Annotated in this window: 14 protein-coding genes and 1 tRNA gene; 12 read left to right on the top strand and 3 right to left on the bottom strand. The window is 30.6% G+C overall.

Annotated features, from left to right (window positions below):
* The first annotated feature begins 7 nt into the window (after positions 1 to 7).
* Both hemW and ACIQZ1_RS00610 read left to right on the top strand, forming a co-directional pair.
* Entirely contained in the window at positions 8 to 1,141 is a 1,134-nt protein-coding gene (gene hemW / locus ACIQZ1_RS00615; protein ID WP_396158068.1) for a radical SAM family heme chaperone HemW, read from the top strand.
* Positions 1,142 to 1,212: 71 nt separating this feature from the next.
* The gene (locus ACIQZ1_RS00610) at positions 1,213 to 1,965 is read left to right on the top strand and encodes a cyclase family protein (protein WP_396158066.1); all 753 of its coding nucleotides are present in this window, start codon (positions 1,213 to 1,215) and stop codon (positions 1,963 to 1,965) included.
* Between the two features lie 31 nt (positions 1,966 to 1,996).
* Here the strand turns inward: ACIQZ1_RS00610 and ACIQZ1_RS00605 are convergent, their stop codons facing one another.
* Positions 1,997 to 3,619, bottom strand: coding sequence for an NADP-dependent glyceraldehyde-3-phosphate dehydrogenase (locus ACIQZ1_RS00605; RefSeq protein ID WP_396158064.1), 1,623 nt, complete (start codon positions 3,617 to 3,619; stop codon positions 1,997 to 1,999).
* Between the two features lie 95 nt (positions 3,620 to 3,714).
* Between ACIQZ1_RS00605 and ACIQZ1_RS00600 the strand changes: the two genes are divergently transcribed.
* The 7 genes from ACIQZ1_RS00600 to ACIQZ1_RS00570 all read left to right on the top strand — a co-directional run bounded on the left by ACIQZ1_RS00600 (position 3,715) and on the right by ACIQZ1_RS00570 (position 10,972).
* Complete coding sequence (locus ACIQZ1_RS00600; RefSeq protein ID WP_396158062.1) at positions 3,715 to 4,086, top strand: MmcQ/YjbR family DNA-binding protein; 372 nt, start codon at positions 3,715 to 3,717, stop codon at positions 4,084 to 4,086.
* A gap of 59 nt (positions 4,087 to 4,145) precedes the next feature.
* Entirely contained in the window at positions 4,146 to 4,814 is a 669-nt protein-coding gene (locus ACIQZ1_RS00595) for a PH domain-containing protein (RefSeq protein ID WP_396158060.1), read from the top strand.
* A gap of 115 nt (positions 4,815 to 4,929) precedes the next feature.
* Positions 4,930 to 6,732, top strand: coding sequence for a T9SS type A sorting domain-containing protein (locus ACIQZ1_RS00590; RefSeq protein WP_396158058.1), 1,803 nt, complete (start codon positions 4,930 to 4,932; stop codon positions 6,730 to 6,732).
* Between the two features lie 11 nt (positions 6,733 to 6,743).
* Positions 6,744 to 7,301, top strand: coding sequence for a hypothetical protein (locus ACIQZ1_RS00585; protein ID WP_396158056.1), 558 nt, complete (start codon positions 6,744 to 6,746; stop codon positions 7,299 to 7,301).
* A gap of 264 nt (positions 7,302 to 7,565) precedes the next feature.
* Positions 7,566 to 7,973: a T9SS type A sorting domain-containing protein gene (locus ACIQZ1_RS00580; protein ID WP_396158054.1), complete on the top strand. Its 408-nt coding sequence runs from the start codon at positions 7,566 to 7,568 to the stop codon at positions 7,971 to 7,973.
* A gap of 85 nt (positions 7,974 to 8,058) precedes the next feature.
* Positions 8,059 to 9,012: a type IX secretion system membrane protein PorP/SprF gene (locus tag ACIQZ1_RS00575; RefSeq protein WP_396158052.1), complete on the top strand. Its 954-nt coding sequence runs from the start codon at positions 8,059 to 8,061 to the stop codon at positions 9,010 to 9,012.
* Positions 9,013 to 9,025: 13 nt separating this feature from the next.
* Positions 9,026 to 10,972 (top strand): OmpA family protein, encoded by a 1,947-nt coding sequence (locus tag ACIQZ1_RS00570; RefSeq protein ID WP_396158050.1) that lies wholly within the window; start codon positions 9,026 to 9,028, stop codon positions 10,970 to 10,972.
* Positions 10,973 to 10,997: 25 nt separating this feature from the next.
* Here ACIQZ1_RS00570 and ACIQZ1_RS00565 read toward each other — a convergent pair whose 3' ends face one another.
* Complete coding sequence (locus ACIQZ1_RS00565) at positions 10,998 to 12,425, bottom strand: CotH kinase family protein (protein WP_396158048.1); 1,428 nt, start codon at positions 12,423 to 12,425, stop codon at positions 10,998 to 11,000.
* A 135-nt stretch (positions 12,426 to 12,560) separates the two neighbouring features.
* Positions 12,561 to 12,633: transfer RNA gene (locus tag ACIQZ1_RS00560), tRNA-Phe, on the bottom strand.
* Positions 12,634 to 12,754: 121 nt separating this feature from the next.
* Between ACIQZ1_RS00560 and ACIQZ1_RS00555 the strand changes: the two genes are divergently transcribed.
* From ACIQZ1_RS00555 to lptC, 3 genes are read left to right on the top strand one after another with little or no spacing between them, the layout of a single operon-like run.
* Entirely contained in the window at positions 12,755 to 13,489 is a 735-nt protein-coding gene (locus ACIQZ1_RS00555) for a type III pantothenate kinase (RefSeq protein ID WP_396158046.1), read from the top strand.
* Positions 13,482 to 14,735, top strand: coding sequence for a hypothetical protein (locus tag ACIQZ1_RS00550; protein WP_396158044.1), 1,254 nt, complete (start codon positions 13,482 to 13,484; stop codon positions 14,733 to 14,735). Before ACIQZ1_RS00555 ends, ACIQZ1_RS00550 begins: the two co-directional genes overlap by 8 nt.
* A gap of 4 nt (positions 14,736 to 14,739) precedes the next feature.
* Positions 14,740 to 15,282 carry an LPS export ABC transporter periplasmic protein LptC gene (lptC, locus tag ACIQZ1_RS00545; protein ID WP_396158042.1) on the top strand — a complete coding sequence of 181 codons (543 nt, stop codon included), beginning with the start codon at positions 14,740 to 14,742 and terminating at the stop codon, positions 15,280 to 15,282.
* Positions 15,283 to 15,453: the final 171 nt, after the last annotated feature.

The raw sequence follows: 15,453 nt of genomic DNA, 5'->3' as shown, positions 1-15,453 counted from the left end.
CTTTTAAATGAGCGGCATCTACATTCACATACCTTTTTGCAAGCAAGCGTGTCATTATTGCGATTTTCATTTTTCTACTTCAATGAAGAAGAAAGAGGAAATGGTCTTGGCTTTGGTAAAAGAATTGGAATTTCGAAAAGACGAATTTCAAAATGAAGTAGTAGAAACCATTTATTTTGGAGGAGGAACACCAAGCGTATTATCTATTGACGATTTACGATTTTTGGTTGACGCTGTTTACCAAAATTATCAAGTAGTTGAACATCCAGAAATTACTTTAGAAGCCAATCCTGACGATTTAAATACTGAAATAGTTATTCAATATGCCAATTCGCCAATAAACCGATTATCAATTGGTGTTCAGTCCTTTTTTGAAGATGATTTACAACTTATGAATCGTGCACACAATTCGGAAGAAGCTAAAAGATGTTTAGCAGTTGCTACGCAACATTTTGATAATATTTCCATCGATTTAATTTACGGAATGCCAAATATGAGTAATAAGAAATGGCTAAAAAATATTGAAACAGCACTAAGTTTTAATATTTCACATATTTCCTGTTATGCCTTAACGGTAGAGCCAAAAACGGCATTGTATAAAATGATAAAATCGGGCACCATTTCTACCTTGGATGATGATTTAGCGCAACAACATTTTCATATTTTAATAGATAAATTGCAAGAAAACGGGTTTGTACATTATGAATTATCGAATTTTGGAAAACCAAATTATTTTTCAAAAAACAACACCGCTTATTGGTTAGGTAAAAAATACATTGGAATTGGTCCGTCTGCGCATAGTTTTAATGGAAAAAGTAGAAGTTGGAATGTTTCAAATAATCCATTGTATTTGAAAGCAATTGCAGAAAATAAGCTCCCTTCAGAAACGGAAATTTTATCAAAAACAGATCAGTATAATGAATATATTATGACGGGCTTACGAACCATTTGGGGTATTTCCCTCGATAGAATTGATTCCGAATTTGGAAGTAGTTATTTAGAGTATTTGCATCATCAAGCAGAAAAATATATTTCAGATAATTTGTTAGAAGTTGAAAATAATATTTTAAAAACCACTAAAAAAGGAAAATTTTTAAGTGATGGTATTGCAAGTGATTTGTTTTTGCTAAATTTGAACTGATATTGGTACGCGGATATTAAAAATCTGATTAAATCTGTGCTAAAAATATCCGTTAAATCCATGTGCTAAAAATGAAAGCAATAATAAACAACTTCAACATCGACTTATCAAAACCTATTGATATTTCTTTACCTATATCTAATACAGATGCCAATCCAATTGCTTGGTATATTCAAAAACCGGTAATTGAACCCGTAACTTTTGAAAATTGGGTAGGAAAAGTATCGGAAGGAAGTTCTACAAATTTTAACAATATATTTTTTAATCCACACGGACACGGAACTCACACCGAATGTTTAGGACATATAACTAATGATTTTTATTCTATCAATCAGTGTTTAAAGCAGTTTTTTTTCATAGCAGAACTAGTTTCTATTTCACCAGAAGAAAGAAATGACGATTTCGTAATTACGAAAAGTCAAATTGAAAATTCTTTAAATGGAAAAATGCCAGAGGCCATAATCATTCGTACCCTTCCAAATAAATCGGATAAAAAATCAAAAAACTATTCGCACACTAATCCACCTTATTTGTTGGAAGAAGCGGCAAATTATATTCGTGAAATCGGAATTAATCATCTGCTAATTGATTTGCCAAGTTTAGACAGAGAAGAAGATGAAGGCAAATTATTGGCGCACAAAGCGTTTTGGAATGTAAAAAACACCGCAATTTTAAACGAGGATGCGCGTTTAAATTGTACAATTACAGAACTAATTTTTGTAGAAGATTCCGTTTCTAACGGCACTTATTTATTGAATTTACAAATTGCCTCTTTTGAAAATGATGCAAGTCCGAGCAAGCCAGTTTTATATGCAATTGATTAATTTTCAATAATATTAGAAATTTATCTAAAACTTAAAAAATAAACTTCGTAGATAAAAAGTTCGACTCTCCTTCAGTTACAATTTTGTTAATAATAGCTTTATTGTCCTTATTTTCTTTAGTGGCAACAACAGTTCGTATCGAAAAAGATCGAAGTGCATCATAAACCGAAAGTGTACCTTCTGCAGAATCTTTACGACCGGTAAACGGGAAAGTGTCAGGTCCACGTTGACACTGTACATTAAGATTTACACGAGAAACTTGATTGACTAACCCATCAATTAAATGCGAAATTTCGTGGGTATCCGTTCCAAAAATACTCACTTGTTGTCCGAAATTTGATGTAATCATATAATCAATCGGTTCTTGTAATTCTTTAAATGAAACAATAGGTACTATTGGTCCAAATTGTTCCTCGCGATACAGTTTCATCCCTTCAATAACAGGATATAGTACTGCTGGGAAAAACAGAGTGCCGTTTTGAATGGCGCCATTCTCATTCATAATTTTTGCCCCTTTACTTTCGGCATCAGCTATGCAATTGTTCAAATAATTAAATTTATTTTCCTCAGGCAAAGGTGTAATTTGCACTTTTTCGTCCCAAGGCATTCCAAATTTCAATGCATCCACTTTTTCGCAGAATTTTTTTATAAATTCATCTTTAATATTTTCGTGAACAAACAATATTTTTAATGCGGTACAGCGTTGTCCATTAAAAGACAAACTTCCTAAAAGACATTCTTCTATAGCATTTTCTATATTGGCATTTTCTAAAACTATGGCTGGATTTTTTGCATCCAAACCTAAAATTGCTCGTAATCGGTTTACTTTTGGATGTGCTTTTTTAATGTCAGACGCAACTTTACTAGATCCAATTAAAGTTAAAACATTAATTTTACCTGTATTCATTAAGGGTTCAACAATTTCACTTCCTTTTCCGTAAAGATAATTTACAACACCTTTTGGGAAACTTTTTTCTATAGCTTTTGATAAACAATAATGCAATAAACAACCATGTTTTGGTGGTTTAAATAAAATGACGTTACCCATAATTAAGGCAGGAATCAACAAAGTGTATGTTTCATTTAAAGGATAATTATAAGGTCCAATACACAAAGTTATTCCTAAAGGCGAACGACGAATTTGACCAACAACCCCTTCTTCAATAGTGAAAGTTGCCGATTTTCGTTCTAATTTTTTTAAGGATTCAATGGTGTCATATATGTATTTTATAGTCCTATCAAATTCTTTTTCAGAATCTTTTTCAGATTTTCCAATTTCCCACATCAATAAATTTACTACTTCAGTTCTCAATTTTAGCATTTCGCCTACAAAATGTTCTACATGAGAAATCCTTTTTTCAACAGAAAGCATTGGCCATTCTCCAAAACCATTATCATAAGCTAGTTCAGCACTTTCTAAACATTCAATGGCTTCTGGCAAACCTGTTTTCGGTATTTTTCCAATTAAAATACGTTCTAATTTATCATCGGAAGTTGGTTTGCAAATCGCTCCATGAATTTCATTGAATGGACCATTCCAAGATTTGAATGTCCCGTTGACCAAATATTCTTTTTGATTAATAAATGGAATTTCTTTAGAACTTGCAGTTGAAAAAACGTTAAAAATCTGATTTTTAGTAATATAGTTTTTCATTTTTTTAGTGAAAAAAGTTGAATATTTAATAAAATTAACTTATTTAAAATAAATAAAGGTTCAACAATTCATAAATTTTATTTATTTTTGATAACATGAACATCCAACAACTATATGAATTTTGCCTGTCTAAAAAAGGAGTAACCGAACATTTTCCGTTCGATGAAGATACTTTGGTGTTTAAGGTAGGTGGAAAAATGTTTTGTCTTACGTCTTTAAAACAATGGGAAAGTAACGAACCAAGTTTAAATTTAAAATGCGATCCAGATGCAGCAGAAGTACTTCGGGCGGAATATGACGCAATACATCCAGGATATCATATGAGTAAAAAACATTGGAATACGATAGAGTTTCATTCTGATGTGAATGATAAAATGATGTGTCAATTAATTAATGACTCGTTCGATTTGGTTTTTAAGAGTTTAACTAAAAAAATTCAATCAGAAATTAAAGAATCTGAAAATTAGGCATTACTTTTGATACTATCTTTAAAACTTTTAACCTCTCAACTAATAAACTAATCAAAATGATTGACAATTTAAAAAAAATATTAAACGAAGACCAAGACCCTAAAGCGATTGAAAAAATTACGAATAAATTGGAAAATTTATTAATGTCTAATGAAGAAGTAGGATACATTGCGGTACAAAAAAAACCTGCAATTACCGTTTTTCCAGATAGTATTGTGGTAACTAATAAACGCATTATTTTATGTAAACCTAAAAATTTAGGATTATCTATGGAATTTATGGATTACGATTGGGATGATATTGCTGGAACATTTGTAAAAGAAGGCTTTCTAGGTTCCGATTTTTCTTTTTCAACGAAAACCGATTTAACACATACGGTAGAATATTTGCCAAAAAACCAAGCACGTAAATTATATACCTATGCTAAAGAACAATTGGATATTTTTAAAAGTGGGTTTTCGACAAGCTCAAATTCAGTAGCAAATACATCAGTTGAAATTGAAGAGATTCCAGCAGAAGAAGTAACTTTTTATGCAGAAATCATGCCGGTAGTTCAGGACACAGAATTAGAAGAGCCTATTGTATCGCACGAAAAAAAACTTTCAGAGTTATCAAAAGAGGAATTATTTGATAAGCTAAATAATTATAAAAAACTGTTAGACAACGGTTTAATCCTTCAAGGAGAATACGATAGATTAAAAAATGAAATTTTACCATTTTTGTAATTTTTTTCGGACCTAAATAATTAATTTTTTACTATTTTTAGAATTATTTTGACATATTTCATTGATTTTCAAAATTATTTTATTAGTATTGTAATGAATTACAAAAACTAAAAATATGAAAAAAATTACTTTAATTGCATTATTGTTTGCAGCTTTTCAAATGAATGCGCAAGTAGTAATGTCTGAAAACTTTGATGCAGCTTTAAACTGGTCGGTTGTTAGATTATCAGGTACATCTACAAATGCTGGATGGACCAATGTTCAAGTTGGGACGAATCCTGATTGTTCTCCATATGTTGGTGCTGGTATGGCAAAATTCGCTTCATATGATGTGGCAGCTGGTAATGTGTTCGCATTAACATCACCTTCATTTACCTTATCTGGCTCTAACTACTATTCTGTAAAGTTTGCTATGTACCGAGATAATGGTTATAACACTGATGCAGATAAAGTGGAAGTTCACATTGTGCCAACGGCAACTACTGTGCCTTCAACTACAACACTTTTAGGTACTGTTCATAGATCTATGGCACTTTCACCAGTTGTATCAGCAGAGGGTTGGTATATATATCAATTTAATATTCCTGCGGCAACAGCTGGCGCAAGATTTATTAGATTAGTGGCAACATCGCAATATGGTAATAATACATACGTAGATGCTGTTTCAGTTCAACAATTGGGTTCTAATGATTTAGGCATGGAAAATATTGCATTAGGTGCTACAATTATTGGAAATACACCTTCTTCAATTACAGGTTCTTTTAGAAATAACGGATTCAGTGTTGTAAATACGGCAACATTAAATTGGCAAGTGAATAATGGTACAATTTATACTCAAAATTTAACTGGTTTAAATTTAGCAGCAGGTGCTACCTATAATTTTTCACATGCAACAACATGGACACCAACTCCTGGAAATTATTCATTAAAAGTATGGGTAACTAATCCAAATGGTTCAGTAGATAACACACTTGATAATGAAGCAATTAAAATAATTAGAGTTGCAAGTAATTCAACAATTAGAAAACCATTATTAGAAAAATTTACAAGTTCAACATGTGGACCTTGCGCCTCATTTAACACCAATATGTTTTCCCCATATTACAATACTAACTCAACAAATGTTTCGTTAATTAATTATCAAGTTAATTGGCCTGGAACTGGTGATCCATATTATACTGCAGAAGTTGGAGTTAGAAGAACATTTTATGATGTTTCAGCAGCCCCAACATTATTTATAGACTCTAAAGCTTCTGGAAGCGGTTCTACAGCTGCTCTTCAGGCTGAAGTAAATGGATACGCAGCAATTCCAGGATATTTTCTTGTTTCTGCAACAAAAAATTTAGTTGGTAGTATAATGAATGTTACTGTTAATACAACACCATATTTAACTGGAAATTATAGATTATATGTTGCTGTAGTTGAAAAAATAACTACTGGAAACGTTGCAACTAATGGAGAAACATCTTTTAAGAATGTATTTATGAAAATGATGCCGGATGCAAATGGTACGATATTAAATTGCACGGCAGATACTCCTATTTCTACTGGATTATCAGTTAATTTATCTTCAACTAATATTGAAGAATATACTGATTTAGATGTGATTGTTTTTGTACAAGATTACGACACTAAAGAAATCATGAATTCAGCAGTAGCTACACAGCAATTATCTAACAATTCTTTTGAAGTAGCTAAAATTAAGGTTTTCCCTAACCCTTCAAACGGAGTATTCACAATTGATACTGCTTTAACAACAGAAATTAAAATTGTTGATATTACAGGGAAAGAAGTTTATTCTGCTTCAAATATAACAAATCAATCATCTATAAACGTTTCCAACTTACAACAAGGCGTTTACTTGTTAAAAATGAAAAATGAATTAGGAGAACAAACTGAAAAAATAATAATCAAATAATTACAAATCATATGAAAAAATTAATAATGGCATTATTGGTTGGATTTGCTACAATTGGCTGTTCAAAAGATGAAGTTGGAACACCTGATGTTATAGATACCAATACTTTAAAAGTATTTAATTATCCATCAAATTCAGAAATTTTAGATGGCAGTACTATATTGTTTTCTGGCTCAGCAGGTTTAGTAGATCCTACAAATGCATTAAAGTTTTATTTTAAAAATACCTCCTCATCTGAAATGAAAGTAAGAATGAGATTAATATCAATAACAGGTGTGCCAAATACAAATGGCATTTCCTTTTGTTATGGTCCTAATGTTAATGATGGTGTTTGTTTACAAGGTTCAGCTATAACAATTGGGAGTTTGTATCCTAGAAATAATGATGCTCAAATTATTATTCCTGCAAATGGTACAGCCGGAACTGGTGGTGCAAATAAATTTCAAAATTCATCTGCTCCCGTTACTCCAGCAACTTCAGTATCATACGTAATAGAAGCTTTTCAACAAGATGTTAATGGAAATGAAGTTGGAAATAAAGTAAGATTTACTTACAAATATCAGCAATAAAATACATTAAGTATTTATTTAAAAAAGTGAGTCCATCGGACTCACTTTTTTTATAATTTATTTTAAATTATTGTAATTCAATTAATTATGTTTTGTGTAGAACAATTTCTACATAAAAAACAACTTTTATTTATTAATTATATAAAGAATACTTTTTATCTTTGCGGTTAATTTTATTTAATCTATATAACAATGCGAGTTTTCTTTACACTATTTTTAGTTTTTATTAGTAAATTTCTAGTCGCACAACAACTTCATCACGAAATGATAAGTGCACAAGGCGGTTCTGTAATTACTCAAAATGGTCAACAAGTAAGATATACTGTTGGTCAACAATCCGTAACGGGTACTTCTTCAAATGGTTATGTTGTGCAGCAAGGTTTTCAACAAAGTAATTGGGGTAAAATATTAGAGCAAAATACAATATCTATTACCACAACGGTGTATCCAAATCCATTTGTAAATGAAATTAATTTTTCATTTTCGATTTCTCCAGGTGAAAAAATTTCAGCATTTGTTTTTGATGTTTTAGGACGTTTAGTCTATTCTGAAGACGTTAAAAATGAAAATAATTCAATCAAATTAAATTTAGTACATCTTTCTACAGCAGAATATTTAGTTAAACTTTCCTCTGATAAGTTTGTTCATTCTGCTAAAATTATAAAAAAATAATAAACTCTTTTTATTCATCATTTTTTTTAATGTATATTTTAATTATATAAAACTATATTTGTTTTACATTAAAAATTTCTATTGAATGATATTTAAAACTAACAAAAAAATTAAATTAGCATTTACGAAGTTCTTTTTTATGCTTATTTTAATATTGCTAAACACTACTAATTCAGTAGCTCAGCAAGATGCACAGTTCACACAATATATGTATAATACTTTAAATGTAAATCCTGCATACGCTGGTTCAAGAGGTGTTCTTAGCGTTTTTGGGGTATATAGAGCTCAGTGGGTAGGGCTAGAAGGCGCTCCTACTACTACAGCATCATCACTACATTCTCCAATAAATAATTCCAGAGTTGGATTAGGGATTTCACTTTCAAAAGATGAAATTGGAATTTCAGATAGAAAAACAGTTTCTACAGATTTTTCATATACTGTAAATACTTCAGAAGATTATAAGTTATCTTTTGGTATTAAAGGTTCTGCAAGTTTGTTGAATGTAGATTATACCAAACTAAATAAGTATGATAAAAACGATCCAAAGTTCCAGAATAATATAGACAATCAATTTTCACCAAATATTGGAGCGGGTGTTTACTATCATTCTGATAAATTATACGCGGGTGTTTCTGTACCATTTATTTTAGAAACAAAACATTATGATGACAATACTTCTTCTATAGCTAAAGATGCATTGCATTATTATTTTATAGGAGGTTATGTTTTTTATGTCTCAGAAACTACAAAATTTAAACCCGCATTTTTAATTAAATCCGTGAAAGGAGCTCCGCTTCAAGCAGATGTAACTGCTAATTTTATGTTTTTTGATAAATTTGTACTTGGTGCCGCCTGGAGATGGAGTGCAGCTGCAAGTGCATTAGCTGGTTTTCAAATAAACAGTAATTGGTTCGTCGGTTATACGTATGATTCTGACAGTACAAAACTAGCTAATTATAACTCTGGATCACATGAAATCTTTTTGCGATACGAGTTTAGAGGAAAACAAGAAAAAATTATTTCACCTAGATTTTTCTAACATGATAAATAGTATGAAAATAAAAAATAGTTTTCAAGTTTGTTTATTGGTCTTTACTTTTTTTGGTTATACTCAAGAAATTAAACTAAAAAAAGCCAATTCAAATTACGAAAATTTTCAATATGTTGATGCAATTAAAACGTATGAAAAAGTAGCAAACAAAGGCTATAAATCTGTTGAATTGTATAGTAAACTGGGCGATTCCTATTACTTTCAATCTAAATTAAAAGAAGCTAACAATTGGTATAATGAATTATTTTTATTAAATGAAAAATTAAATTCGGAGTATTATTTTAGATATGCACAAACATTAAAAGCGGTTGGCAATTATAAAAAAGCTGACGACATGATGGATGTTTTCTATCAGGCAAACACTTCAGATTTGCGAGCAATATTATCAAAAGAACAATTTGATTATTTGGAAGAAATAAAAAATAATTCTGGAAGATATAATATTGAAAATGCGGGAATAAATTCAGAATTTTCAGATTATGGTACTTCGTTTTATAAAAATACGTTGGTTTTTACCTCTGCAAGAGATACAGGTGGTGTTTTTGTAAAAAAGCACAGTTGGACAAATCAATCTTATACAAATTTATATGGCTCTTTAATTACTGATAACGGTAACTTGTCTGAACCAGAAAAATTTTCAAAAAAAATTAATTCAAAGTATCATGAGTCTACTCCCGTTTTTACAAATGATGGAATGACCATGTATTTTACAAGAAATAATTTTCTAAATGGTAAAAAAGGTAGAGATAGCGAAAAAGGTGTTTTGCTTAAACTATATAAAGCAACTAAGAATGGAGAAGAATGGGATGCTGTTTCGGAATTACCATTTAATAGTAACGAATATAGTTGCGCTCATCCTGCATTATCTCCAGATGAAAAAACATTATATTTTTCTTCAAATATGCCAGGTTCAAAGGGTAAGTCTGATATTTATAAAGTGGCCATTCTTCCCGATGGAAATTTTGGTACACCTATAAATTTAGGTTATAAAATAAACACTGAAGCTAGAGAAACATTTCCGTTTATCTCAAATAATAACGAACTATATTTTGCCTCAGATGGTCATCCAGGTTTAGGCGGATTAGATGTTTTTATTACTCAATTGAAAGAAGATGGGACACATGGAAAAGTTAAGAATGTTGGTGAGCCAGTAAATTCTAATCTTGATGATTTTGGTTTTATTATAGATACCGCTTCTAAAAATGGTTTTTTTAGTTCAAATAGAGAAAAAAATAATCTAGGATTTGATGATATTTATAAATGTACCGAAATCATTCCTGTTCCAAAAGATTGTCAGCAAAATTTAAATGGCGTAATTGTCGACTCTTACACTCAAGAACCAATTCATGGAGTAAAAGTGGTCATGTTTGATATAAATTATGTAAAACTAGATGAAGAAATATCTGACGCAGAGGGGAAGTTTGATTTTGGTGCTGTAGATTGTGGAAATAAATTCCGAATTGTACCTGAGCAAAAGGATTATGCCACGGTAGAGAACATGATTATTATTACTAAAGGGTCTGATATGAAAGATTTAAAAATCTTGATGACTCCAAAATTACAGCCGTTAGAAGTAGGAAGAGATCTAAGGAAAACATTAGGAATTGATATTATATATTTTGATTTAGATAAAGCCATAATTCGTAAAGATGCTGAAGTAGATTTAGCTAAAATTTTAGAAGTAATGAAGCAGTATCCAGCTATGGAAATCGATGTTCGTTCGCATACAGACAGTCGTCAAACTAAAATATATAATTTAGTATTATCAGACAAGAGAGTAAAAGCTACTATAAAATGGTTAGTTGCTAATGGTATTGAGGCCAAACGACTTACAGGTAAAGGTTATGGCGAGTCCCAACTAGTAAATAAATGCGCTGACGATATACCCTGTACAGAACAAGAACATCAAGCTAATAGGCGAAGCGAATTTATTATTGTGAAGCTGTAATTTACGATCGTTTAAAAATATTTTTTTAAAATGGAATTGATAGGATTCTTGAGCTAAAATAATTAGCATCACCATTATTGCCACCCTGATTATTTCCAGATAGTAATCTATAAAAAGAACAATTTCCCCAGGAAGCTGGAACATCATTTAATATCATATCTTCTCCAGTGTCATTATAAATATAAGGTGCAATTATTGCCTGCCAAGCATTAATTCTATTAATACTATGGGTGGTATAAAAAAGATCATTTTGGCTACTAGTTAGTTCGGTGATATAAGATTTGTATTTTGTTTGAAATTCCGGAATTGCAAGTATTTTTGAAATCAATGGTCTTTCACCAGAATTAGTACCCCAATTTAATGGATTTTGTGTCCCACTATTAGCCATCAGTAAAGAGGTTCCTAGGGTATTATCATAATCATATGGAATAAAGTAAGCTTTACCATTAGGAGCAAAATAAAAATAAAAATTATTTGCATTTACCCAATAATCATCCCACATTCCTACAAGAACATTCACCGCATAAGTTTTAAGAAAAAGATCAATATCCATTTTTTGGGAAATCCAATTTTTAAACTCCGTTCCAGTTTTTGTATTTAAATCATTTATAAATGAGATTAGTTCTGCAGAACCTGTGCCTAATTCCAAATCCCGTGTTTTTAGATCATAGGCATAATAAACCGATGTGGCAGGGTTTAAGGTTACATTTTCAATTCCTATACTTTGAGTCGAAACAAAATTTGCATTATTCCATCCAGCCCATCCACATTTCCATAAAAAACCAACACTATTACCCCATTGGCTACTTCTGTCTGCAATATAATCTTCATCAACACTTTCAATCATGGCATATACTCCGTAATTTGCGGGTAAATTATCTCCATCTACTTTTATATTTATTCGGCAATAAGAAGCTCTTGGGGCGGTCCAAACATTGTATTTTCTAAATAAATTGTAACAATAAATCTCACGAGTATAAGCAGCATCGTCTTTAAACCATTTCAATACCATTTTATTTAAACCCTTAAATTTTTGAGTTGGTTTGTATTTAGAAAAGTCCAATCCAAAATGACAATGATGCCAATCCGGATTATTTGGATTATGTAATTCACCATTTGCACCTTCAGGTCTTCTTCTACTTGTATTTCCTCGTAATTTAAGTCCGATACTATCTAATATTATTGTTTCACTGTTGATTTCATATGAGAATTTACTAACTACTTTTTTCTCATTCTTACTATTTAAATCATAATTTAGAAGTAATTTATTCCAATCTGCTAATTTAAATTCTAAGGTGATTTTAGGAACTTTCTCTAAGTCATATACTACAGCAGCACCCTGAGTGGTATTGTTTGTATTGTTACTATCATTATCTGATAGGGAATCATCAAAATCATCAGTACAAGAAGTAAATGCAATAATTAGGAATAAATATTTATAAACTTTTTTCATTGTTTTTGAGTAAAAGATTTATTGCAATATAATCAAAAAATAAATGATAAAATTTTATTAATTGATGCTGTTGCGATTTCCGAATGTAATGTGCTTTAGAAACAAAAAACCCGAATATTGCTATTCGGGTTTAAGTGGTACCTCCAGGGATCGAACCAGGGACACACGGATTTTCAGTCCGTTGCTCTACCATCTGAGCTAAGGTACCTTGCGATTTTGGGTATTGCTACCTTTTCATTGCGGGTGCAAATATAGAACCTATTTTATATTTTCCAAAACAATTATTAAAAAAAATCAATTTCGTACATTTGCATTTCTAATTATTAAATATGATACTTACAATTGATGTGGGCAATACAAATGTTAAAGTTGCTGTTTTTAAGCAGTTTAACATTATTGATACCTTTGTTTTCCAAAAAAATAATTTTCAAAATAATTTTCAAATAATATTTAAAAAACATCCAAATCATACAAAAGCAATACTAGCTTCCGTTTCAATGCTGGATGAAATGGATAGTATATGGTTGAAAAATCATATTGAAGTAGTTGAAATAACTGCAGATTCGAATTTCCCATTTAAAAACAAATACATTACTCCAACTACTTTAGGGATAGATAGAAGGGTTTTAGCCTCTGGTGCCGTATTACAATATCCAAGCCAAGATGTTTTAATTATTGATGCAGGAACTTGTGTAACCTACGATTTCATTACTAATAAAAATGAATATTTAGGCGGCGCCATTTCTCCCGGACTTCGTTTGCGTTATCAAGCGCTTAATGATTATACAGCTAAGTTACCTTTATTAGAAAATAATTCGCCAGATAATTTTATTGGTAACAGTACTGATGAATCTATTCATTCTGGTGTTGTAAACGGATTATGTTTTGAAATTGAAGGCTTTATTTCAGAATTTTCTGTTAAAAAAGAACAATTTACAATAATTTTAACAGGCGGCGACGCTATTTTTTTGGCGAATCGATTAAAAAGTACCATATTTGCCGATGAAAATTTCTTATTAAAAAGTTTACATCAATTATACACTTATAGTTTACAAAATGATTAAAAAAATTGTCTTATTTATTTCGATATTGCTAGCAACCTTTGGTTTTGCTCAAGAAAACACTGCTTCACCTTATTCTTTTTACGGAATAGGAAGCGCAAGATTTAAAGGAACTAACGACATTGTTAATATGGGTGGAATTTCTGTGTATTCTGATAGTATTCATATTAATGTATTAAATCCAGCATCTTATTCTAATCAATTAGTTACTACTTTTCAAGTAGGTTTGACGTCTAGTTTTTATAATTTAAATACGGCTTCAGCTTCAGAAAAAGCAAAAAAAACCACATTTGATTATATGGTAATGGGTTTTCCACTGTCAAAAAAGATAGGTGTTTCTCTTGGGCTTTTACCTCATAGTGCGATTGGATATAGATTAAATTCAGATACTAGATCAGTAGATGGATTTGTAAAACAATATAAAGGAAAAGGCGGTGTAAATAAAGTTTTTTTTGGTGCAGGGTATCAAATTACTCCAAAATTTAGTATCGGAATGGATTTTCAATATTTATTTGGAATATTAAATACGCAATCCGATGTATTAAATCAGAATATTATTTACGGTTCTAGAGAGATCAATGAGTCAACTGTCTCTGGTTTTGCAGTAAATACTGGGTTAAATTTTAAAACTAAGTTTAATAGTAAGTTAAATTTCTTTTCAAGTGTAACCTACGCTCCTGAAGCTAAATTGAATTCAATTAATACAAGAAATGTTTCTTTAGTATCTGCTTTGGCAAACGGATCTATAGTTGCGGCTTCAGCAGATACCGAAGTAAATGTTGCCGATTCCAAATTGATAGTACCTTCTAAATTTGTATTAGGCGCTGGTTTAGGAAACAGAAAATGGTTTTTAGGTGGAGATGTTGCATTTTCTGGATCAGGGAACCAAGTCAATCGTTTTGAAAATTACTCAAACGTATCGTACGAAAATGCAGTAAAAGTAGCAATTGGAGGATTTTTTATACCAAAATTTGATTCATTTAATAATTATTTTCAAAGAGTTACTTACCGAGGTGGTTTCAAGTATGAAAATACAGGTCTAGTAATTAATAATACGGCTATAAAAGACAAATCAGTTACTTTAGGATTTGGATTGCCTATTTCTGGTACTTTTTCAAGTATGAATTTAGGTATCGAATATGGTTCAAGAGGAACAACAAGAAATAACTTAATTAAAGAAGATTATTTTTCAATAAATATTGGCTTGTTATTTAATGATAAATGGTTCAGAAAAACATTATATAATTAAAATAATGAGAAAAGGGGTTGGATATATTGCTTTTCTTTTAGCGATTTTGTTTCTGCAAAGTTGCGAAAGTAATCTAAAAGATGTTCAACGCATTTATAAAACATCATTTGTTCCAACAGGCGAAGCAGATTCAATTAATTTAAAATATACCGATTCTGGAAGAGTAAAATCCATCTTACAGAGTTTAAAAATGATTGATTATTCAACTGCAAAAAATCCGTTTGTTGAATTTCCAAAATCTGTTTTAGTAACGCTTATTGATGCAAATGGAAATAAAACTACAGTAATAGCCGACAAAGCTATTTCATATAAAAAAACAGAAGTAATCGATTTGATTGGAAATGTAAAAATTCAAACATACGATGGTAAAATTTTAGAAACCAATCAGTTGTATTTTGATCAAAAAAACGAATGGTTTTTTACAGAAGAAGCATTTACTTTTAGAGATGCTGACGGGAGCTTCTTAGAAGGACTGGGAATTGATTTTAGCAAAGACTTTAAAATTTTTAATATGCAAAACAACAACGGAGAAGTCAATAACATGTAATACAAAAACTATGAAATATTTTAAATACACGCAATACTTATATTTAATAGCATCACTACTTTTTTTGATATCTGTAATCTATAAAGTTGATAGTAATCAAGATTTTAGTTTGCAAGCAATTATTGCTGTAGGATTCGCTATCATGTTTTTTGTACGACGCAGTTTTGTTAA

It is taken from the genome of Flavobacterium sp. (assembly GCF_044341185.1).
Lineage (GTDB): Bacteria > Bacteroidota > Bacteroidia > Flavobacteriales > Flavobacteriaceae > Flavobacterium.
This window is presented reverse-complemented; position numbering and strand designations above follow the sequence as displayed.

What these genes read in the sequence shown, in the direction of transcription:
- hemW (WP_396158068.1), top strand. Translation starts at nt 8, where the DNA reads ATGAGCGGCATCTACATTCACATACCTTTTTGCAAGCAAGCGTGTCAT.
- ACIQZ1_RS00575 (WP_396158052.1), top strand. Translation starts at nt 8,059, where the DNA reads ATGATATTTAAAACTAACAAAAAAATTAAATTAGCATTTACGAAGTTC.
- ACIQZ1_RS00580 (WP_396158054.1), top strand. Translation starts at nt 7,566, where the DNA reads ATGATAAGTGCACAAGGCGGTTCTGTAATTACTCAAAATGGTCAACAA.
- ACIQZ1_RS00550 (WP_396158044.1), top strand. Translation starts at nt 13,482, where the DNA reads ATGATTAAAAAAATTGTCTTATTTATTTCGATATTGCTAGCAACCTTT.
- ACIQZ1_RS00600 (WP_396158062.1), top strand. Translation starts at nt 3,715, where the DNA reads ATGAACATCCAACAACTATATGAATTTTGCCTGTCTAAAAAAGGAGTA.
- lptC (WP_396158042.1), top strand. Translation starts at nt 14,740, where the DNA reads ATGAGAAAAGGGGTTGGATATATTGCTTTTCTTTTAGCGATTTTGTTT.
- ACIQZ1_RS00605 (WP_396158064.1), bottom strand. Translation starts at nt 3,619, where the DNA reads ATGAAAAACTATATTACTAAAAATCAGATTTTTAACGTTTTTTCAACT.
- ACIQZ1_RS00570 (WP_396158050.1), top strand. Translation starts at nt 9,026, where the DNA reads ATGAAAATAAAAAATAGTTTTCAAGTTTGTTTATTGGTCTTTACTTTT.
- ACIQZ1_RS00610 (WP_396158066.1), top strand. Translation starts at nt 1,213, where the DNA reads ATGAAAGCAATAATAAACAACTTCAACATCGACTTATCAAAACCTATT.
- ACIQZ1_RS00585 (WP_396158056.1), top strand. Translation starts at nt 6,744, where the DNA reads ATGAAAAAATTAATAATGGCATTATTGGTTGGATTTGCTACAATTGGC.
- ACIQZ1_RS00565 (WP_396158048.1), bottom strand. Translation starts at nt 12,425, where the DNA reads ATGAAAAAAGTTTATAAATATTTATTCCTAATTATTGCATTTACTTCT.
- ACIQZ1_RS00595 (WP_396158060.1), top strand. Translation starts at nt 4,146, where the DNA reads ATGATTGACAATTTAAAAAAAATATTAAACGAAGACCAAGACCCTAAA.
- ACIQZ1_RS00555 (WP_396158046.1), top strand. Translation starts at nt 12,755, where the DNA reads ATGATACTTACAATTGATGTGGGCAATACAAATGTTAAAGTTGCTGTT.
- ACIQZ1_RS00590 (WP_396158058.1), top strand. Translation starts at nt 4,930, where the DNA reads ATGAAAAAAATTACTTTAATTGCATTATTGTTTGCAGCTTTTCAAATG.